This window comes from Allorhizobium paknamense, assembly GCF_030815125.1.
GTDB classification, from domain to species: Bacteria; Pseudomonadota; Alphaproteobacteria; order Rhizobiales; family Rhizobiaceae; genus Allorhizobium; species Allorhizobium paknamense.
The window spans coordinates 15,397-34,294 of the sequence record NZ_JAUSWH010000014.1 but is presented as its reverse complement, the minus strand read 5'-3'; the positions used below and the strand labels follow the sequence as shown (position 1 = coordinate 34,294).

Below are 18,898 nucleotides of genomic sequence, written 5' to 3'. Positions count from 1 at the left end.
GCAAGATGTTAACTTTTGTTATCCTCTAGAGCTTTCGCAAAACTCTCGACCACGGGGGCCATTTTGCCTGAAATAATGCCGACCCCCTTGGCATTGGGATGCATGCCGTCGCCGAGTTTCAGGCTGGCATCGGTGGCCACGCCCTCCAGGATGAAGGGATAAAGCGGCAGATTGTATTTTTCCGAAAGCCGGGCATAGATCGGGTTGAAGCGCTTGCCGTATTCGCTGCCCATGTTTGGTGGAGCGATCATGCCGACCAGCAGCACGCCGATCTTGCGCGCCTTCAGCCTCTCGATGATGGCCGCCAGGTTCTTTTCCGTCTCTTCCGGGGCAATGCCGCGCAGGGCGTCATTGGCGCCCAGTTCCAGGATCACGCCATCCGTGCCGTCCGGCACCGACCAGTCCACCCGGGAAAGCCCGCCTTCGCTGGTATCGCCCGAAACCCCGGCATTGCTGATCGCCACATTCAGCCCCCGGTCATGCAGCACTTTTTCCAGCTGGCTCGGCAGGCTTTCGGAACCCTGCAACTGATAGCCCGCCATCAGGCTGTCGCCCAGCCCGACAAGCTGGATCTGCCGCTCGGCCACCGGCGCCTCGGCCCCCGCATCATCCTGCATCACCGGCATATCCTGGGGGGCGGCGTCTTCCGACTGTTCCTGTGCGCCCGCCAGCAGGGGAAATGTCAGGCCCGCAAGCAGAATGACGGCGAAGTGAAGCCCTGCAACTTTAAAACCCATGTCTGCTTTCCTAAATTGGCGACACTGCCTCTCTGCACCTATCAAAGCCTATATAGGACGTAAATCCGTGGGAAAAACCATTATCCAGCTTCGCAATGCAGATCTGACGCTTGGCAGTGCCGCAGCCTCCGTCCATGTGCTGAAAAAGATCGATCTGGATATCATGGCGGGTGAATCCGTCGGGATTGTGGGGCCGTCCGGCTCGGGCAAATCGACGCTTCTGATGGTGCTGGCCGGGCTGGAGCGGCTGGACAGCGGTGAAATCCATGTCAACGGTCAGGCTCTCCATGGCCTGAAGGAGGATGCGCTGGCGGATTTCCGCGGCAAGAATATCGGTATCGTCTTCCAGAGCTTTCACCTCATCGCCAACATGACGGCGCTGGAAAACGTTGCCGTGCCGCTGGAACTGGCCAATGTCGCCGATGCCTTTGCCATCGCCCGGCGCGAGCTGGAGGCGGTCGGGCTTGGCGAACGCCTGCATCACTATCCCGGGCAATTGTCCGGCGGCGAGCAGCAGCGTGTGGCGATAGCGCGCGCGCTTGCGCCATCCCCCGCCGTGCTGATCGCCGATGAGCCGACCGGCAATCTCGACGGCGCGACGGGGCGGCAGATCGCCGATCTCCTGTTTTCAAAGCAGCAGGAACGGCAAATGACGCTGGTGCTGGTGACCCATGATCCGGCCCTTGCCGCCCGCTGCTCCAGGCAGGTGCGGGTGCGCTCCGGCAGGATCGAGCCGGAGATGAAAGAGCCGGAAGCCCGTCTGGAAAAGGCTGTCCAGGTATGAGGGGCGCTCTGTTGTCCCGCTTCGCTCTTGCCTTCCGTCTGGCGCTTCGGGAAATGCGGGGCGGGTTGAAGGGTTTCTACATTTTCCTCGCCTGCATCGCCATCGGAACGGGGGCCATTGCCGCCGTCAATTCCGTGTCCAGCGCCATGACGCGGTCCATTGCCAGCCAGGGTACGACGCTGCTTGGTGGCGATCTCAGGTTCGAACTGAACAACCGTGCCGCCAGTGACAGGGAAAGGGCCTTTCTGGACAGTCTCGGCACGGTGGCCACCTCCACCGGCCTGCGCTCCATGGCGCGCCTGCCGGATGGCAGCGATCAATCGCTGGTGGAGATCAAGGCCGTGGATGGGCTTTACCCTCTCTACGGCACGTTCAAGGCCGAGCCGGACAGGCCGGTTGCCGATCTTCTCGCCCGGCAGGGCGATGCTTACGGCATGGTGGCGGCCCCGCTGCTGCTCGACCGGCTTTCCCTGAAGCCCGGCGACCGGCTGTTGATCGGCAACGCCACGCTGGTGGTCACCGGGCGGATCGAGAGCGAGCCGGATGCTGTTTCGGAAGGGTTCGGCTTTGCGCCGCGCATCATGGTCAGCGAGCAGGCGCTTGCGGCTTCGGGCCTGATCGACACCGGAAGTCTGGTGGAACATGTCTACAAGATCCGGCTGAAAGCCGATGCCCCGCCGCTTGCCGCCATCGAAGACCAGGCCAAGCGGGATTTTCCCGATGCCGGATGGTCGATCCGTACCGCCGAGCGCGCCGCCCCCAATCTCACGGAGAATATCCGACGCTTCTCCCAGTTTCTGACGCTGGTCGGCCTGACGGCGCTGATCGTCGGCGGTGTTGGCGTTGCCAATGCGGTGCGCGCCTTTCTCGATTCCAAACGCACCGTCATCGCGACGCTGAAATGCCTGGGCGCGCCGGCAAGCGTGGTGGTGCTGGTCTATCTCTTCCAGATCCTGCTGGTCAGCGGTATCGGCATTGCGCTCGGGCTGATGCTGGGCATGGTGGCGCCGTGGATTGCCGGTTATTATCTGGCGCAATATCTGCCGATCACTGCCGATTTTGCACTTTACCCCCGCTCCCTGCTGCTGGCGACCCTGTTCGGTCTCATGACGACGCTGGCCTTCGCCGCCATGCCGCTTGGTCATTCCCGGGAGGTTCCAGCCACTGCGCTGTTCCGCGATCAGGGGTTCGAGATGCGCAAGCTGCCCTCCTGGCCCTATGTCGGCACGGCGGCTCTGGCCATTGCCGCCCTGGCGGCGCTGGCGGTGGCCACCGCCTATGACCGGCGGCTGGCGTTGATTTTCCTTGTCGCCATGGCTGGCAGTTTTGTGGTGTTGCGGCTGGTGGCCTATGGGGTTGCGGCCCTTGCCCGGCGCAGCCCGCGCGTTTCCTCGCCCGCGCTGCGGCTGGCGGTGGGCAATATTCATCGCCCCGGCGCGCTGACGCCGTCCGTCATTCTCTCCCTCGGGCTTGGATTGGCGCTGCTGGTGACGCTGTCGCTGATCGATGGCAATCTGCGCCGCAGTTTGACGGGCACTTTGTCCGAGAAGGCGCCGAATTTCTTCTTCGTCGATATCCAGCGCAGCCAGCTTGAGGATTTCCGCGCCTTGATCGGCCGGGAAGCGCCGGGCGGCACGCTGACCGAAGTGCCGATGCTGAGAGGACGGATCATCGCCTTCAACGGTCAGGATGTGACGAAAATGAACGTGCCGCCGGAAGGCCGGTGGGTGCTGCGCGGCGATCGCGGCATCACCTATGCCACCGAGGTGCCGCGCAATTCCACGGTGACGCAGGGACAATGGTGGCCCGCCGATTACAAGGGCGAGCCGCTCGTGTCCTTTTCCGAGCAGGAGGGCAAGGAGCTTGGCCTGAAGCTTGGCGACAAGGTGACGGTTAATGTGCTGGGCCGCAACATCACCGCCACCATCGCCAATTTCCGCAAGCTGGATTGGCAGTCGCTGTCGATCAACTTCGTCATGGTGTTCTCGCCCAATACTTTTGCGGGCGCGCCGCATGCCTGGATCGCCACGCTGATGGAACCGCAGGCCAAGGCGGAGGATGAGGCACGCATCCTGCGCAGTGTTACGCAAACCTTCCCCACCATCACGTCGGTCAGGGTCAAGGATGCGCTGGATACGGTCAACGAACTGGTCGGACAACTGGCTGTCGCCATTCGTGCGGCGGCTGCCATTGCGCTGATCTCGTCTGTTCTGGTGCTGGCCGGGGCGCTGGCCGCCGGAAACCGCGCCCGCACCCATGATGCCGTCGTTCTGAAGACCCTGGGTGCGACGCGGGCCATGCTGATCCGCGCCTTCACCTATGAATATCTGCTGCTGGGGCTTGCCACGGCCATCTTCGCGCTTCTGGCGGGCAGCGTGGCGGCCTGGTATGTGGTGAGCCAGGTGATGAAGCTGCCCGTAACCTTCCTGCCGATGGTGGCGCTGGCCACGCTGGCGCTGGCGCTGGTCACAACCATCGGCATCGGCCTTGCCGGCACCTGGCGGGTGCTGGGGCAGAAGGCGGCGCCGGTGCTGAGGGAATTGTAGGCGCGTCCGCGCCCTTCATTACCGCAGTTTAACGGAAATCCTCTTGCTTCAAGGCCTTACCCGACCCATATTGTTTTCACGCATGCAAGGCTCCGCATGCGACGGCGGCTGTGACGCCGGTGTTTTCGGAGCTGTTTGTTGAGGCGCACCAAGCATTTGGCACGCGCCCGTGAGAGGAAACGATGTCTGACTTTCGCAACTATCAGGCTCAGCGCGGCGCCAGCTCCGCCGAGATGATCGACCAGGGGCTTCGCGCCTACATGGTCAAGGTCTATAACCTGATGGCGCTGGGATTGGCGATCACCGGTGTCGCGGCCTGGGCGATCTCCATGCTGGCGACCACCACCGATCCCTCCATGGCGGTCGGACAGTTCGGCAACGGCGTGATGCTGACCGGTCTGGGTGCCGCCCTTTATGGCAGCCCGCTGAAATGGGTTGTCATGCTGGCTCCCGTGGCCCTGGTGTTCTTCCTGAGCTTCCGCATTGCCTCGATGAGCGTTTCTGCCGCCCGCACCACCTTCCTGGTCTATGCCGGTCTGGTGGGTCTGTCGCTGTCGTCGATCTTCCTGGTCTATACCGGGGCCAGCATCGTGCAGACCTTCTTCGTGACGGCGGCCTCGTTCGGCGCGCTGTCGCTTTATGGCTACACGACGCGGCGTGACCTGAGCGCCATGGGCTCCTTCATGATCATGGGCCTGTTCGGCATCATCATTGCCTCGCTGGTCAATATCTTCCTGCAATCCAGCGCCATGGCCTTCGCCATCTCCATCCTGGGCGTGGTGATCTTCGCGGGCCTCACCGCCTATGACACGCAGAAGATCAAGGAAATATATCTGGACAGCGACGGCTATGACACCGCAAGCCGAAAGGCCATCATGGGTGCGCTGACGCTCTATCTGGATTTCATCAACCTCTTCCTGTTCCTGCTGCGCTTCATGGGCGACCGTCGCTGATCGGGCGGAACAGGGCAATGATCGGGGCGGCTGAAAGGCCGCCCTTTTCTTTTCCCGATTATTTTAAGTTCAACGCCGTTTTCCCCTACAGCGCCGTGCGCCCTATATGGCGCACAAAGGTTCGCTGGAGCGCTTTATATCTGCTGCATAATTCCTTAGATCGTTCCGATTTAAGGAATTATGCAGCAAGAAATGTCTTGCTCCAGATCGCGCGGCGTGAATGATGGGCAAAATTCATTTGCGTACGTTCTGTCATGACCCTGTCCCTTCGCCCCGCCTCCTTCGCCGATATCCCTGCCATTACCGCCATTTATGCCCAGGCCGTGACTGGCGGAACGGCCTGTTATGAACTGGAGCCGCCGGACGAGGCGGAGATGCGCCGCCGGATGGAGGCCATTCTCGCAGGCAAATTTCCCTATCTCATTGCCGAGGAAGGGGGTGAGGTCCTGGGCTATGCCTATGCGTCCTTCTTCCGGACGCGCGCCGCCTATCGCTTCCTGGTGGAGGATTCCATTTATCTGGGCGAAGCCGCCCGAGGCCGGGGCGTTGGCAAGCTGCTGCTGACCGCCTTGATCGAGCAGTGCACGGCGCTTGGCTACCGGCAGATGATCGCGGTAATCGGTGGCGCAAGCCCGGCCTCCATCGGTCTGCATAGGTCGCTGGGCTTTGTCCATTCCGGCGGCATTACCGGCTCGGGCTTCAAGTTCGGCCACTGGCTGGACACGGTTTTCATGCAACGTCCGCTGGGTGAGGGCAAGGACAGCCTGCCGGAGTAGTGACTCATACCGAGAGTCATTGAAAATGACTCTCGGTATTCCCCTTTCGAATATCTCAAGCCCCTGATGCATTTGAGATATTCGAAATCTCTTCAAGGCGAGGATGCGTTAGCATCTTCGAGCCTTGGTATCACAAGTCTTACGGCGCGCCGCTCAATCGATCAGCTTCAGCACCTTGTCGAACACCTTCAACACCTGCTTCAGGTCATGGCCGCGCTTCAGGATCATGCCATTGGTGTTGACGACGCTGTAGGCGCCCTGCTTGGCGGCGAGCTTCGGGTTTTTCTCGATGCGGTAGAGCGGCATTTCGCCGGAGCGCTTGAAGACGGAGAACACCGCCTTGTCCTTCAGGTGGTCCAGCGCATAATCGCGCCACTCACCTTCGCCCACCATACGGCCATAGACCCAGAGAATCGCATCCAGTTCCGTGCGGTGGAAGGTCACGGGCAGAGGGTCGCGCGCCTGCCGGTAGTCTTTCAGATCAACGACTGAGGCAGAATGCCTTTCGGGCCGTTCCACGCCCTCTTCGGGCAAATCCGGCTGATCGGTCATCACGGCTCCTTGGCTGCTGCGTCCATGACAAAGTCATGACAGTTTGCCTGAGGTCCGGCAAAATACAAGGCCGGACACGGTACTATCAGGATGTCGTGTTGCTCTCGGCCTTTGACAAGGGGGTGTCCTGAAGCCAGGCCAGCATTGCTTTTCCGGCAGCCCTGCCGGTGGCGAAACAGGCGGTCAGCAGGTAGCCGCCGGTGGGTGCTTCCCAATCGAGCATTTCCCCGGCGAGGAACAGGCCCGGTCGCTGTGCCAGCATATAACCGTCTGTCAATTCGCTGAGCAGCACGCCGCCCGCTGAAGAGATCGCCTCCGCGATGGGCCTGGGCCGGATGAGGGGCACAGGCAGCGCCTTGATCAGATCGGCCAATTGACTGGCGTCGAGGCTGGCCATGTCAGGTGCCCGTTCGCGCAGCAGCGCCAGCTTCACGCCGTCCAGCCCGGCAGCCTTGCGCAGGCGGTTGGAGAGGCTGGCCTTGGCGGGTTGACGGTTGAGGTCGGCGGCGATTTTCTCAGCCTTGCGTCCCGGTGCAAGGTCCAGAAGCCAGGCCGTTTCACCCTGTTCCAGCCCATCGCGGAGGGCTGCCGCATGGGCATAGACAAGGCTTCCCTCTATCCCGTGCCGGGAAATCACGAATTCGCCCTGAATGCGGCCCGCAGCCGAAGTTCCGGCGACGGCCTTTACCGGCATGCCGGCAAAGCGGCTTATGAAATGGTCACTCCACGCAACATCGAAGCCGCAATTGGCAGGCCGGAAGGGGGCAATGCGGACGCCTGCCTGCTGCAAAGGCTGTGTCCAGGCGGCATCCGAGCCGAGCTTCGGCCAGCTTGCGCCGCCAAGCGCCAGCAGCGTGGCGTCCGCCTGGACGATGCTTTCACCGGCTGGGGTTAAAAAGCGCAAAGCCGCTCCCTCAAAGCCGGTCCAGCGATGCCGGGTGAGGAGTTGCACCCCTTCCGCTTCCAGCCGCTTCAACCATTGCCTGAGCAGTGGAGAGGCCTTCATGACCTTGGGAAAGACGCGGCCTGAAGAACCTGTGAACACCTCCTGGCCCAGACCCTCCGCCCAGGCTGAGACCTGCTGCGGCGTAAAATCATCGAGTGCTGCCCGCAAGGCCGGGCTTGCCGCACCGTAGCGGTCCCGAAACCGCGCATAGTCCTCGGAATGGGTGAGGTTGAGGCCGGATTTGCCCGCCAGCAGAAACTTCCGGCCCATGGTGGGCATGGCGTCGTATACCGTGACTTCATGGCCCTGTCCGGCCACCGTTTCCGCCGCCATCAGACCGGCAGGTCCGCCGCCAATGATCGCAATTGTCTTACGCTGCATGCCCTGCCGTCTTCCTTGCTGGAATATGTCCGGACGGAAAACCGCGATGACACTCTTCCTGGAAATGTTTTGTTTTCAGCTCCAGCAAGGCATGCAGACCCGATTTTCTACCCGATCGCCATCAGGCTGGCATTGCCGCCAGCGGCGGCGGTGTTGGTCGAAACGGAGACTTCCTCGACCAGCCAGTTCAGGCAATAGGCGTCTGTATCTCGGCTGATCGCTTCGCTGGACGCGGCCTGCACCAGTACCAGCGGACCCGGCAGATCGGCAATGGCCTTGTTCAGGGCAATCAGTTCTTCGCCTTCCGCTTCCAGGAGTGCACCGGCAAAGTGTACGGCCTTCGCCCATCCATCGCGGCTGACGCTGTTCACCCGCAGCTTCAGCGACTGCGGCAACCGGTCGAGGACGCTGGAGCCAAGAGCCGTGACATCCACGATTGCGCTATTGCCGGTGGCGAGGCAGGCGGCCAGTTGCCGGTAAAGCCCGGTGAGCGTGCGGGGTACGAGGAGAATGCGCCCGCGTGGATGCAGGGCGTAGAGATTGCGCTCTCCCACCGGTCCGGGCAGTTCCTGCGCCAGATTAAGCGCCGAGATGCTGCCCAGATTGCGGGCGATCTCCGCCTCGTCGTCTTCGCCTTCCGTTTCCAGAAAACGCGCGAAATCCAGCAATCCCTGATCCGTATGAACCGAACTGTGCCGGGGCGGCACCGGCGGCGTTTCCACCAGCCGGCCCAGATAAAGCGGGCCGCCCGCTTTCGGCCCGGTGCCGGAAAGGCCGCGTCCGCCAAAGGGCTGCACGCCGACCACCGCGCCGATAATGTTGCGGTTGATGTAGAGATTGCCGGCCTTCACCCGGCTCGTGACATGGGCGATGGTCTCGTCCAGCCGTGTATGCAGGCCAAACGTCAGGCCATAGCCGGTGGCGTTGATCGCATCGATCAGCCGGTCGAGGTCGCGGCGCTGATAGCGCAGCACATGCAGGACCGGCCCGAAGACTTCGCGGCTGAGATCCGAAAGCGCCTCGATCTCGATGATGGTGGGCGGCACGAAGGTACCATGCTCCGTTCCGGCGCCAGTGCCAATCTGCTCGACAGACCGGCCCTTTGCCCGCATCGCCGAAATATGCGCCTCGATGGTGGCCTTGGCCTCGGCGGAAATGACAGGGCCGATATCCACGGAAAGCCGCGTGGTCGGGCCGAGCGTCAATTCGTGCAGCGCCCCTTTCAGCATGGTCAGGATGCGGTCTGCAACCTCTTCCTGCAGGCAGAGCACGCGCAGGGCCGAGCAGCGTTGACCGGCGCTGTCGAAGGCAGAGGCGATCACGTCCGCCACCACCTGTTCGGCCAGCGCCGAGGAATCGACGATCATCGCATTCTGCCCGCCGGTTTCCGCAATCAGCGGAATGGGCTTGCCGTTCGGCAAAAGCCGGTTGCCAAGCTGTTTCTGGATCAGCTTGGCAACCTCGGTCGAGCCGGTGAACATCACGCCCGCCACACCGTCCGCGCCGACAAGCGCGGCCCCGATCCGGCCATCGCCCGGCAACAGTTGCAGCACCTCACGGGCAATCCCCGCCTCGTGCAGAAGGCGCACGGCCTCCGCCGCAATCAGCGGCGTTTCCTCCGCAGGCTTTGCCAGGACCGGATTGCCCGCCACCAGCGCTGCGGCAATCTGGCCGGTGAAGATGGCCAGCGGAAAGTTCCAGGGGCTGATGCAGACGATCGGGCCCAGCGGTCCATGGATAGCGCCCAGGGTCTTGCGGGCCTGCTCGGCGTAGTAACGCAGGAAGTCGACCGCCTCGCGCACCTCGGCAATGGCATTCGGTGCGGATTTGCCTGCCTCGCGCATGATCAGCCCGAGAAGCACCGGCAGGCGGGCTTCCATGCTGTCGGCGGCGCGCTCCAGTGCTGCGGCTCGCTCGGCAGGCGGCACGGCAGACCAGCGGGCAACGGCGTCACGGGCGGCGGCAACGGCCTCTGCCGCCTGGGCCTCGCTGGCCTCGACCACCGTGCCGACCTTGTCCTGATGGTCCCCGGGATTGAGCACCGCGCGCGCCGTGCCTGTGTGATAACCGGCGGCCAGCACGGGCTCCGCTGTCCAGTCCATCGCGGCACTCTGCATCAGTGCATCGGTCAGCTGGGCCAGTGTGGTTTCGCTGGACAGATCAAGCCCTGCGGAATTGCGGCGTGAGGCTCCGAAGAGATCGGCGGGCAGGGCGATCCGGTCATGCTTGTCACCGGGGTTGGCCATGGCGCGGACCAGCTCCACCGGATCGGCCACCAGGTCCTCCACGGAAACACCCGGATCGGCAATGCGATTGACGAAGGAGGAGTTGGCGCCGTTTTCCAGAAGCCGCCGCACCAGATAGGCGAGCAGCGTTTCATGCGTGCCGACAGGGGCATAGATGCGGCAGGGCCGGTCGAGCTTGTTCGCCCCGACCACCTCGTCGTAAAGCGGCTCGCCCATGCCGTGCAGGCACTGGAATTCGTAGGAGCCTGTCTCGAAATCAGGACCCGCCAGATGGTGGATCGTCGCCAGCGTCTGGGCATTGTGGGTGGCGAATTGCGGGAAGATGACATCGCGCGCGGCCAGCAGTTTGCGGGCGCAGGCAATGTAGGACACATCCGTATGGACCTTGCGGGTGAAGACCGGAAAATCCTCCAGCCCGTCCAGTTGGGCGCGCTTGATTTCCGCGTCCCAATAGGCGCCTTTCACCAGCCGCACCATGATGCGGCGCTTGGCGCGGCGGGCAAGGTCGATGATGAAATCCAGCACGAAGGGGCAGCGCTTGCCATAGGCCTGCACCACAAAACCCATGCCGTTCCAGAGGGAAAGGCCGGGGTCGAGGCAGAGTTCTTCCAGCAGGTCCAGCGAAAGCTCCAGCCGGTCGGCCTCTTCTGCATCGATATTGAGGCCGATATCATAGCCTTTGGCCAGCACCGCCAGCGCCTTCACCTTCGGCAGAAGCTCGCCCATCACCCGCTCGGCCTTGGCGCGGGCATAGCGCGGATGCAGCGCCGACAGCTTGATGGAAATGCCGGGACCATCATAGACGCCGCGCCCGGCGGCGGCCTTGCCGATGGCATGGATGGCCTGCTCGTAATCGCGGTAATAGCGCTCGGCATCGGCGGCGGTGGTCGCCGCCTCGCCCAGCATGTCGTAGGAATAGCGGAAGCCGCGCGCTTCCAGCGTGCGGGCCCGCTTCAGCGCCTCCTCGATGGTTTCGCCGGTCACGAACTGCTCGCCCATCATCCGCATGGCCATGTCCACGCCCCGGCGGATCACCGGTTCGCCGCAGCGGGCAATCAGCCGGGTGAGCGCTGCCGAAAGGCTGCGGTCATTGACGGTGGATGTCAGCTTGCCGGTCACGACCAGGCCCCAGGTGGCAGCGTTGACGAAGAGGGAGCGGCCTCCGCCGAGATGTGCCTTCCAGTCACCTTCGGCAATCTTGTCGCGGATCAGGGCATCGCGCGTGGCGTCGTCGGGAATGCGCAGCAAGGCTTCCGCCAGACACATCAGCGCCACGCCCTCCTGCGAGGAGAGCGAATATTCATGCACAAGTCCCTCCACGCCCGAGCCGCGGTGCTTGGCGCGCAGCGCCACAATCAGCCCGCGCGCGGTTGCGGCAATCGCGCGGCGCTGCTCGGCAGTCACGCTGGCGGCCTCAAGCAGGGGCGCAAGACATTCGGCCTCCCGGCGGCGATAGGCGTCCGTGATGGCAAGCCGCAACGGCGTTTGCGGGCGAATGGGTGGCGCGAAGCGCGCAAAGGGATTGGAACGCTCTTTCGCTTGGTCGCGGACGACGGCCTGGTTCATGGCGCACTTCCTGCCTTCAAAACACGAGGATGATGAGGGATATGATCTTGCGCACAGCCTAGCATGAGGCTCGGATAAAAGCAGATCTTGAAATAAAGCGATTTATGGAGGATTTTCCCTATTAAAATCCAATATATGGGGAATATGATGAAGAAATCGGCTGTTTCTGGTGAATTAGACCAGTTTGATCGCAAGATCGTCGATCTTTTGTCCGAGGATGGCCGCATGTCGATCACCGAGCTGTCCGAGCGGGTCGGTCTTTCGAAAACACCCTGTCAGCTTCGTCTGAAGCGGTTGATGGAAGAGGGGTATATCCTCGGTTTCCGGGCCGTGCTGGATGCGCAGAAATTCGGGCTCGATCACGTCGCCTTTGCCGAGGTGAAGCTTTCCGATACGCGCGAAGCGGCACTGGGTGAATTCAACAGGGCGGTGCGCAAGATCCGGGAAGTGGAAGAATGCCACATGATCGCAGGGTCCTTCGACTATCTCCTGAAGGTTCGCACCACCGATATTCGCCGCTATCGTCAGGTGCTGGGCGAAAAGATCTCCAGCCTGCCGCATGTGTCCAATACATCGACCTATGTCGTGATGCAGGCGGTGAAGGAATTCGGGCGATCGTGAAGCGCCTGCGCTCCCGCTTTGCTCCAAAACCGGTAAAATCCAGGCGGGAATCTCTCCCGAACTGGGGCAAGATTGCGAATTGCAGTTACAACTAATCAAATACATTAAAATGTAGGAAAATACTCAAATTTGGGCGGTCTTTGATTTAAAAGGAAAATTTTTGATTTCTTCCTTTTGAATCATAGGCTTATTAGAATTCTCATGATTTAAAACATTCCGAAAATACAATTTTTTGTGGCAGCGCCCCTCCTATGTTAGCGCAATGTTAACTTGCGGGCGCAACAGTCTGCTCAACGCGAGGGGGATCTCGCTACAACCTGCGGCATGAAGCGGCGGGGCCTGAAGAATTTCGTACATCGACAGCGCGCTTCGCTCAAGCAGGCGCGCCGCGGCCCTCCTCGGCGCGGCGCGGCGCTTCAGCCATGCGCCAATGCACAAGCGTGGGGCAAAGCCTGTGAATGGTGTTTTCATCGACCATTGCCGCCCTGTTCGGGCGGCTCATCCCTTGTTTTTTCCGGCTGTGTGAAGGTGTGTCATGACCGCAAGCACGGCCACAACTCCCGTTGTTCTTCCCCGGATGTTGACGATCCGTCAGGCGCAGGCGGTGAAGGAACTGCTGCTGGAGGCGCTTTCCTCGTCATCGCGCGTCTCGCTCGCCGTTCCCGAGGATGCCGAGGTCGATCTGAGCTTCCTGCAACTCGTCGAGGCTGCCCGCATCACCGCGGCCCGGCGCGGTCTCGTGCTTTCCCTTGATAGCCCTCCCGGCGGCGCGCTGCTCGACGTGTTGAAACGCAGCGGCTTTCTCGAAAGCCGGGATCATAACCTCTCTTCTTTCTGGTCTGATCGAAAGGACATCGCATGAGCGCCCATATTCTCACCGTTGACGATTCCGCCAGCGTCCGCATGACCACTAAAATCGCCCTGACCAATGCCGGCTACCGCGTGACCGAGGCGGTGGACGGGCTCGACGGGCTGAACAAGGCCAAGGCCGGTCAGTTCGATCTCATCGTGACCGATCTCAACATGCCCAATATGAATGGCCTGTCGATGATCGAGGCGTTGCGTCGCTCGCCTGCCCATACGGGCGTGCCGATCATCTTCCTCACGACCGAATCCGACATGGACATGAAGAGCCGCGCCAAGGCTGCCGGAGCGACCGGCTGGATCACCAAGCCCTTCGACGCCGACCAGCTGGTCAAGATCACCCGCAAGGTTCTCGGCAAATGACACACACGGATCCCGTTCAGGTTTTCAGGACGGAGGCGGGCGAGCTTTTCGAGCAGATCGAAAGCGGCCTCCTGGACCTGCTGCACAATCCGGGCGACCAGCAGCAGATCGACGCCGTCTTTCGGGGTCTCCATACCTTGAAGGGATCCGGCGCGATGTTCGGGTTCGAGGCGCTGGCCGCCTTTACCCATCATTGCGAAAGCGCCTTCGACAGGGTGCGCAAGGGCGAGGTCGCGGCCTCGGAGGAATTGATCGCTGCGGTTCTGGCCGCGCAGGACCATATGAAGGCGCTGGTCGCCACCCCCAACGGCGATCACGAGGCGGCGGGCGACGTCCTGCTGGCCCGGCTGCACGAAGCGGTTGGCGGCACGGTTGCGGCGCGCGGGGCCGTGGTGGCCGCGCCGCTGGCCACCGCCAAACCGGTCGCCAACGGTCCCCGGCGCTGGACGATCCGCATGCGGCTTGCCGAAAACACCATGGCCAACGGCACCAATCCGCTCGGCCTTCTCGATGAGCTGCGGGATCTCGGGCCGTGTGACATGGTGGTGGATACGTCCACCCTTCCCGATCTCGCCGCGCTTGATCCGACGGGCCTTTACCTTGCCTGGACCATCCGGCTCACCACGGACAAGCCGCGCTCCGACATCGAGGATGTCTTCCTTTTCGTCATGGACGACATGCAGCTGGAGATTGCCGAAGAGACAGAGACCGCGCCTTCTGCCGAGGCCGGGACATCCCTACCCAAGGCTGAAAACGAACCGCCGGTTGCTCAAGCTCAGAAGGGACCGTCCGCCCCGCTCGACCAGAAACAGGCCAAGAGCGCGGAAAATGTTCGCGTGCCCGCCGGACGGCTGGACGAGTTGATGGACCGGGTGGGCGAACTGGTCATTGCCCAGTCCCGCCTGTCCCAGCTTGCCAATGGCAGCGCCGATATCCTGCTGCGTTCCGTCTCGGAAGATGTCGAGCGGCTTTCCGGCGAACTGCGCGATACTATGATGGTGCTGCGCATGGTGCCGATCACCCAGCTCTTCGGCCGTTTCCGCCGGTTGATCCATGATCTTGCTCGCGAAACCGGCAAGCAGATCGACCTCGTGACGGAGGGTGAGAGCACCGAAGTGGACAAGGCGGTGATCGAGCGTCTGGCCGATCCCATGGTGCATCTGGTGCGCAATTCCTGCGATCACGGCATCGAAAAACCGGAGGACCGCCTGGCCGCAGGCAAGTCCGCCCACGGCACCATTACCCTCATCGCCCGCCAGTCCGGCGGCGATGTCACCATCCTGATCCGCGATGACGGGCGCGGCATCGACCGGCAGCGCGTCCGCGCCAAGGCCGAAGCGCAGGGCATGATCGCGCCCAATGCCCAGATCAGCGATCAGGATCTTTTGCAGATGATCTTCCAACCGGGCTTTTCCACCGCCCAGCAGATCACCAACCTCTCCGGGCGCGGTGTCGGCATGGATGTGGTGAAGAAATCCGTCGAGGCGCTACGCGGCACCATCACCGTGACCAGCACGCCCGGGGCCGGTTCGGAAATCGCGCTGTCCATTCCCCTGACGCTTGCCATCATCGACGGCCTGCTCGTGCGTGTCGGCACCGGCACCTATGTCATTCCGCTGTCGGCGGTGGAGGAATGCCTGGAGCTTTCGCCCGGCGACGACCTGCGCTCGCGCGACCGCAACTTCATTTCGCTGCGCGACAGCCTCGTGCCTTTCATCCGGCTGCGCGACCTGTTCGGCACCGGAACCGTGCCGGACCCCCACCAGAAGGTGGTGATCATTTCCACCGGCGAGGAGCGGGTGGGTCTGGTGGTGGACCAGATCATCGGCGACCACCAGACCGTCATCAAATCCATGTCCAAGCTGCATCATGACGTCCAGACCTTCTCCGGCGCGACCATTCTGGGCGATGGCAGCGTGGCGCTGATCCTCGATGTCACGCATCTGGTCGCTGCCGGACAATATCAGGAGGCGCAATTGCGAGCCGCAGGATGAACGCCAACATCGTCAAACGTGATTTTCACGAGGTCTGGGGCGATCAGGACGATCTCTCCGTGCTGACCTTCACCCTCGGCGCCGAGACCTTCGCCATCAAGGCCACCATGGTGCAGGAAATCATCGATCTCCTGCCGGAAACCCTGGTGCCGGGGGCGCGGCCTTTCGTCTCCAGCGTCATCAATTTTCGCGGCAAGGTCATACCGCTTGCCGATATCAGGCTCGCCTTCGGCATGATGCCGGCGGTGGCGACCATCGATAGCCGCATCATCGTGGCGGAGATCGACATGGAGGGCGAGCCCATCCTGGTCGGTATCCGCACCGACAGGGTCTACGAAGTGACATCGCTGACCCGTGCCGCCAGTGAACCGCCCCCGGCCATCGGCATGCGCTGGCGTGCCGACTTCATCGATTGCCTTGTCAAGCGCGGAGGTGAATTCATCATTCTCCCCGACCTCCTGGCGATTTTCTCCCATCACACCGAGCGGGCAGTCCTCACTGCCGCCACCTCTTCCTAACGAGGATGCCATGCGATTCACCATCAAACTGAAACTTGCCCTGACTTTCGGCTTCGTCGTGGCCCTGCTCATTGCAAGTGCCGTTCTGGGCATTTCCAGCGTCTCTTCCATGAATACCGCCATCACCGACGCCTTTGCCGGCCCAGTGGACCGGTTGCGCCTGGCACTCATCTTGCAGGGCAATCAGGCGCAGATCGTGCGCCAGCAGAAAAACCTGCTGCTTTCCGACAGCCAGGAGGAAACCGATCGCGCACTCAAGCGCTCACGGGAACTCCGTACCGAACTGGAGGCCGATCTCGAGGCCGCCAAATCGAAAGCGACCAGTGCAGGCAAGCCAATCTGGGACAAGGTGGCCGAGCTCAATCTCCAGTTCCGCCAGCAGGATGAAAAGATGCTTGGCTTCCTCAATGCAGGCGACCGGGCTGCTGCCATCAAGGTCTCCAACGGTGAACTGCGCACTACCACCGGTGAAATAGACAAGCTGCTTGAGCAGATCGTCAATATCGAGCGTGAGCGGTTGCGCGATACGGATGAACAGACCAATCAGGATTATGCGAATATCCGCCTGACGCTGCTGTCACTGGCCGGCTTTGCCACTCTGGTCAGCGTGGTTGCAGCCTTCTGGATCGTCGTCAGCATCACCGGCGGTATCAATCGTGCCGTCCATGCCGTTCGCAAGGTTTCCGAAGGCGACCTGACCGAATATGCGAAGATCACCTCGCGCGACGAGATTGGCGAGCTTCTGCAATATGTGAACACCATGATCGAACGGCTGCGCGGCGTTGTCGCCGACGCGCTGTCGTCTGCCGATAATGTCTCGTCCGGTAGCCAGGAACTCTCCTCCAGCTCCGAACAATTGTCGGAAGGCGCCACCGAACAGGCATCTGCCGCCGAGGAAGCCTCGGCTTCCATGGAAGAGATGGCCGCCAACATTAAGCAGAACGCCGACAATGCCGCCCAGACGGAAAAGATTGCCCGCCAGTCCGCCAAGGATGCCGAAGTGAGCGGCGAGGCCGTCTCGCGTGCCGTAACCGCCATGCGCACGATTGCCGAGAAGATTTCCATTGTGCAGGAAATCGCCCGCCAGACCGATCTTCTGGCGCTCAATGCCGCCGTCGAAGCGGCGCGTGCCGGTGAGCATGGCAAGGGCTTCGCCGTGGTTGCCTCGGAAGTGCGCAAGCTTGCCGAGCGCAGCCAGGCCGCTGCTGCCGAAATCAGCACGCTTTCCGGCGACACCGTGCAGGTGGCCACCCAGGCTGGCGACATGCTGAACCGTCTGGTGCCGGATATCCGCAAGACGGCGGAACTGGTTTCGGAAATCTCCGCCGCCTGCCGCGAGCAGGATATCGGCGCCAGCCAGATCAATGAGGCGATCCAGCAGCTCGACAAGGTGATCCAGCGCAATGCCAGCGCCTCGGAGGAAATGTCGGCGACGTCGGAAGAGCTGGCCGCCCAGGCCGAAGAGCTGCAAACCTCCATTGCCTTCTTCAAGGTGGATGGCGGCAAGCCGAGCGAGCCGGTACGCCGCATCCGGCAGGAGGCCCCGCGCCCGGCAGCGCGTCCGGTTTCGGCCTCGCCGCGCCAGGGCTCCGGCCAGTCGGTTTCCCAGCAGCAGGCCCGCGCCAAGGGCTTTGCGCTCGACCTTTCCATGGGCGGCGCCGACGAGGAAGACCGCCACTTCCGGGAAAGCGCATGAGCATGGCGGCTGAAAAACGCGAAGCCCAGTTCGTGACCTTCAGCCTGGGGGAGGAAGTCTTTGCCGTGCCGGTGGAATCGGTGCGCGAAATCCTCGATCATGAGGAGAGTTTCCAACTCCCTCATGGTCCCGAATATCTGCTCGGGCTGCGCGACGTGCGCGGCCAGGGCGTGCCGATCATCGACCTGCGTCTGAAGCTTGGCCGTACCCGCACGGTCAAGACCCAGCATACCCGCATTCTCGTCATGGATATTCCGCTTGCCGATCGCGTGCTGACGGTGGGGCTGGTCGCGGACCGGGTGTTCGAGGTCATTCCCTTCCGGCTCGAGCAGATCGAGGGCGCGCCGGATATCGGCATCGCCTGGCGCAGCGATTACATTCGCGGCGTCGTGCGACGGGAGACAGGATTCGTGGTGATCATCGATCTCGTGCGGCTCTTCACCGCCGCCGAAACACCGGCGCTGACCAATCTGCCGGAGATGGCCCATGCTTGAGAGCGCAAGCGTCTCCGCCTCCTTGCCGCCGCTGGATCCTGACCGGATCAGCCCGCGCAATTTCCGGCGGCTTTCCAGTTTCATCTTCGACTATAGCGGCATCAAGATGCCGGAAACCAAGGTGACGATGCTGGAGGGCCGTCTGCGCCGCCGTCTGCGCGCCACCGGTTTTACCAGCTTCGATGCCTATTGCGACCACGTCTTCGATGAAGGCGGGCTCGAAACCGAGCTGATCCATCTGGTAGATGCCGTCACCACCAACAAGACGGATTTCTTCCGTGAACCAAGCCACTTCGAGTTTCTGGCCCAGAAGGCCCTTCCCGCCCTTGCGGCTGAGGGGCATCGTCAGGTCCGGGCCTGGAGTTCGGCCTGTTCCATCGGCGCGGAACCCTATACGCTCGCCATGGTCATGGCCGATTACGCCGAACAGAGCGGTGGTCCGGATTTCCGCATCCTGGCCACGGATCTCTCCTGCGAGGTACTGGAAAGGGCCCATCGCGGCATCTATCCCGCCGAAATGCTGCAGCCGGTGCCACCACCTTATATGTCCCGCTATGTGATGCAGGCGCGGGACCGTGCGCGCGGCGAGGTGCGTATTTCCCCAAAACTGCGCGCCAAGGTGGGCTTTGCCCGGCTGAACCTGATGGATGAGAGCTATCCCGTCGGCCAGCCCATGCACATCATCTTCTGCCGCAACGTGCTGATCTATTTCAACAAGGAAACCCAGCTCAAGGTGCTCTCCAGGCTTTGCCAGTGCTTGGACGAGGGCGGCTATCTGTTCGTCGGCCATTCGGAATCGGTGGCGGGTATGAATTTGCCGATCCGTCAGCTGGGAAATACGGTTTTTCAAAAGGTTTGAAG

The 18,898-nt window shown here is 62.2% G+C and carries 17 protein-coding genes; 12 read left to right on the top strand and 5 right to left on the bottom strand.

From position 1 onward, the window contains the following. Nucleotides 1-8: 8 nt before the first annotated feature. The gene (locus QO005_RS18385; RefSeq protein WP_370878107.1) at nucleotides 9-737 is read right to left on the bottom strand and encodes an arylesterase; all 729 of its coding nucleotides are present in this window, start codon (nucleotides 735-737) and stop codon (nucleotides 9-11) included. 67 nt (nucleotides 738-804) lie between these two features. Between QO005_RS18385 and QO005_RS18380 the strand changes: the two genes are divergently transcribed. From QO005_RS18380 to QO005_RS18365, 4 genes are all read left to right on the top strand, one after another. Then, nucleotides 805-1,521 (top strand): ABC transporter ATP-binding protein, encoded by a 717-nt coding sequence (locus QO005_RS18380; RefSeq protein WP_307159525.1) that lies wholly within the window; start codon nucleotides 805-807, stop codon nucleotides 1,519-1,521. Beyond that, on the top strand, nucleotides 1,518-4,067 hold the full coding sequence (locus tag QO005_RS18375; protein WP_370878106.1) for an ABC transporter permease: 2,550 nt from the start codon (nucleotides 1,518-1,520) through the stop codon (nucleotides 4,065-4,067). Before QO005_RS18380 ends, QO005_RS18375 begins: the two co-directional genes overlap by 4 nt. Before the next feature lie 182 nt (nucleotides 4,068-4,249). Further along, nucleotides 4,250-5,020, top strand: coding sequence for a Bax inhibitor-1/YccA family protein (locus tag QO005_RS18370; RefSeq protein ID WP_307159524.1), 771 nt, complete (start codon nucleotides 4,250-4,252; stop codon nucleotides 5,018-5,020). Between the two features lie 254 nt (nucleotides 5,021-5,274). Continuing rightward, complete coding sequence (locus tag QO005_RS18365; RefSeq protein ID WP_307159523.1) at nucleotides 5,275-5,796, top strand: GNAT family N-acetyltransferase; 522 nt, start codon at nucleotides 5,275-5,277, stop codon at nucleotides 5,794-5,796. Nucleotides 5,797-5,949: 153 nt separating this feature from the next. Here QO005_RS18365 and QO005_RS18360 read toward each other — a convergent pair whose 3' ends face one another. The 3 genes from QO005_RS18360 to putA form a co-directional block, all read right to left on the bottom strand. Beyond that, on the bottom strand, nucleotides 5,950-6,348 hold the full coding sequence (locus tag QO005_RS18360) for a DUF2794 domain-containing protein (protein WP_307159522.1): 399 nt from the start codon (nucleotides 6,346-6,348) through the stop codon (nucleotides 5,950-5,952). An 85-nt stretch (nucleotides 6,349-6,433) separates the two neighbouring features. Continuing rightward, complete coding sequence (locus QO005_RS18355; RefSeq protein ID WP_307159521.1) at nucleotides 6,434-7,675, bottom strand: TIGR03862 family flavoprotein; 1,242 nt, start codon at nucleotides 7,673-7,675, stop codon at nucleotides 6,434-6,436. A 107-nt stretch (nucleotides 7,676-7,782) separates the two neighbouring features. Continuing rightward, complete coding sequence (putA, locus tag QO005_RS18350; protein ID WP_307159520.1) at nucleotides 7,783-11,487, bottom strand: trifunctional transcriptional regulator/proline dehydrogenase/L-glutamate gamma-semialdehyde dehydrogenase; 3,705 nt, start codon at nucleotides 11,485-11,487, stop codon at nucleotides 7,783-7,785. 147 nt (nucleotides 11,488-11,634) lie between these two features. Here putA and QO005_RS18345 point away from each other — a divergent pair, with 147 nt between their 5' ends. Further along, nucleotides 11,635-12,108, top strand: a complete 474-nt coding sequence (locus QO005_RS18345) for an Lrp/AsnC family transcriptional regulator (protein ID WP_307159606.1) — start codon at nucleotides 11,635-11,637, stop codon at nucleotides 12,106-12,108. Between the two features lie 373 nt (nucleotides 12,109-12,481). On the opposite strand, the gene QO005_RS18340 is transcribed toward QO005_RS18345, so the two are convergent. Further along, entirely contained in the window at nucleotides 12,482-12,610 is a 129-nt protein-coding gene (locus tag QO005_RS18340; RefSeq protein ID WP_307159519.1) for a hypothetical protein, read from the bottom strand. 33 nt (nucleotides 12,611-12,643) lie between these two features. On the opposite strand from QO005_RS18340, the gene QO005_RS18335 reads away from it, so the two are divergent. The 7 genes from QO005_RS18335 to QO005_RS18305 are packed head-to-tail and all read left to right on the top strand — an operon-like array spanning nucleotide 12,644 to nucleotide 18,896. After that, nucleotides 12,644-12,970: an STAS domain-containing protein gene (locus QO005_RS18335; RefSeq protein ID WP_307159518.1), complete on the top strand. Its 327-nt coding sequence runs from the start codon at nucleotides 12,644-12,646 to the stop codon at nucleotides 12,968-12,970. Beyond that, a complete protein-coding gene (locus QO005_RS18330; RefSeq protein WP_307159517.1) occupies nucleotides 12,967-13,335 on the top strand; it encodes a response regulator in 369 nt (122 codons plus the stop codon). Before QO005_RS18335 ends, QO005_RS18330 begins: the two co-directional genes overlap by 4 nt. Next, the gene (locus QO005_RS18325) at nucleotides 13,332-15,329 is read left to right on the top strand and encodes a chemotaxis protein CheA (protein WP_307159516.1); all 1,998 of its coding nucleotides are present in this window, start codon (nucleotides 13,332-13,334) and stop codon (nucleotides 15,327-15,329) included. The genes QO005_RS18330 and QO005_RS18325 overlap by 4 nt, the downstream gene beginning before the upstream one ends. After that, a complete protein-coding gene (locus QO005_RS18320; protein WP_307159515.1) occupies nucleotides 15,326-15,847 on the top strand; it encodes a chemotaxis protein CheW in 522 nt (173 codons plus the stop codon). Before QO005_RS18325 ends, QO005_RS18320 begins: the two co-directional genes overlap by 4 nt. Nucleotides 15,848-15,857: 10 nt before the next feature. Next, on the top strand, nucleotides 15,858-17,543 hold the full coding sequence (locus QO005_RS18315; protein WP_307159514.1) for a methyl-accepting chemotaxis protein: 1,686 nt from the start codon (nucleotides 15,858-15,860) through the stop codon (nucleotides 17,541-17,543). Next, nucleotides 17,540-18,037: a chemotaxis protein CheW gene (locus QO005_RS18310; RefSeq protein ID WP_370878105.1), complete on the top strand. Its 498-nt coding sequence runs from the start codon at nucleotides 17,540-17,542 to the stop codon at nucleotides 18,035-18,037. The genes QO005_RS18315 and QO005_RS18310 overlap by 4 nt, the downstream gene beginning before the upstream one ends. Beyond that, the gene (locus tag QO005_RS18305; protein ID WP_307159513.1) at nucleotides 18,030-18,896 is read left to right on the top strand and encodes a CheR family methyltransferase; all 867 of its coding nucleotides are present in this window, start codon (nucleotides 18,030-18,032) and stop codon (nucleotides 18,894-18,896) included. Before QO005_RS18310 ends, QO005_RS18305 begins: the two co-directional genes overlap by 8 nt. Nucleotides 18,897-18,898 lie beyond the last annotated feature (2 nt).

Coding starts and splice junctions, on each gene's coding strand:
- QO005_RS18385 (WP_370878107.1), bottom strand. CDS start 737: ATGGGTTTTAAAGTTGCAGGGCTTCACTTCGCCGTCATTCTGCTTGCG.
- QO005_RS18375 (WP_370878106.1), top strand. CDS start 1,518: ATGAGGGGCGCTCTGTTGTCCCGCTTCGCTCTTGCCTTCCGTCTGGCG.
- QO005_RS18370 (WP_307159524.1), top strand. CDS start 4,250: ATGTCTGACTTTCGCAACTATCAGGCTCAGCGCGGCGCCAGCTCCGCC.
- QO005_RS18365 (WP_307159523.1), top strand. CDS start 5,275: ATGACCCTGTCCCTTCGCCCCGCCTCCTTCGCCGATATCCCTGCCATT.
- QO005_RS18360 (WP_307159522.1), bottom strand. CDS start 6,348: ATGACCGATCAGCCGGATTTGCCCGAAGAGGGCGTGGAACGGCCCGAA.
- QO005_RS18355 (WP_307159521.1), bottom strand. CDS start 7,675: ATGCAGCGTAAGACAATTGCGATCATTGGCGGCGGACCTGCCGGTCTG.
- putA (WP_307159520.1), bottom strand. CDS start 11,487: ATGAACCAGGCCGTCGTCCGCGACCAAGCGAAAGAGCGTTCCAATCCC.
- QO005_RS18345 (WP_307159606.1), top strand. CDS start 11,635: ATGAAGAAATCGGCTGTTTCTGGTGAATTAGACCAGTTTGATCGCAAG.
- QO005_RS18340 (WP_307159519.1), bottom strand. CDS start 12,610: ATGAGCCGCCCGAACAGGGCGGCAATGGTCGATGAAAACACCATTCAC.
- QO005_RS18335 (WP_307159518.1), top strand. CDS start 12,644: ATGACCGCAAGCACGGCCACAACTCCCGTTGTTCTTCCCCGGATGTTG.
- QO005_RS18330 (WP_307159517.1), top strand. CDS start 12,967: ATGAGCGCCCATATTCTCACCGTTGACGATTCCGCCAGCGTCCGCATG.
- QO005_RS18325 (WP_307159516.1), top strand. CDS start 13,332: ATGACACACACGGATCCCGTTCAGGTTTTCAGGACGGAGGCGGGCGAG.
- QO005_RS18320 (WP_307159515.1), top strand. CDS start 15,326: ATGAACGCCAACATCGTCAAACGTGATTTTCACGAGGTCTGGGGCGAT.
- QO005_RS18315 (WP_307159514.1), top strand. CDS start 15,858: ATGCGATTCACCATCAAACTGAAACTTGCCCTGACTTTCGGCTTCGTC.
- QO005_RS18310 (WP_370878105.1), top strand. CDS start 17,540: ATGAGCATGGCGGCTGAAAAACGCGAAGCCCAGTTCGTGACCTTCAGC.
- QO005_RS18305 (WP_307159513.1), top strand. CDS start 18,030: ATGCTTGAGAGCGCAAGCGTCTCCGCCTCCTTGCCGCCGCTGGATCCT.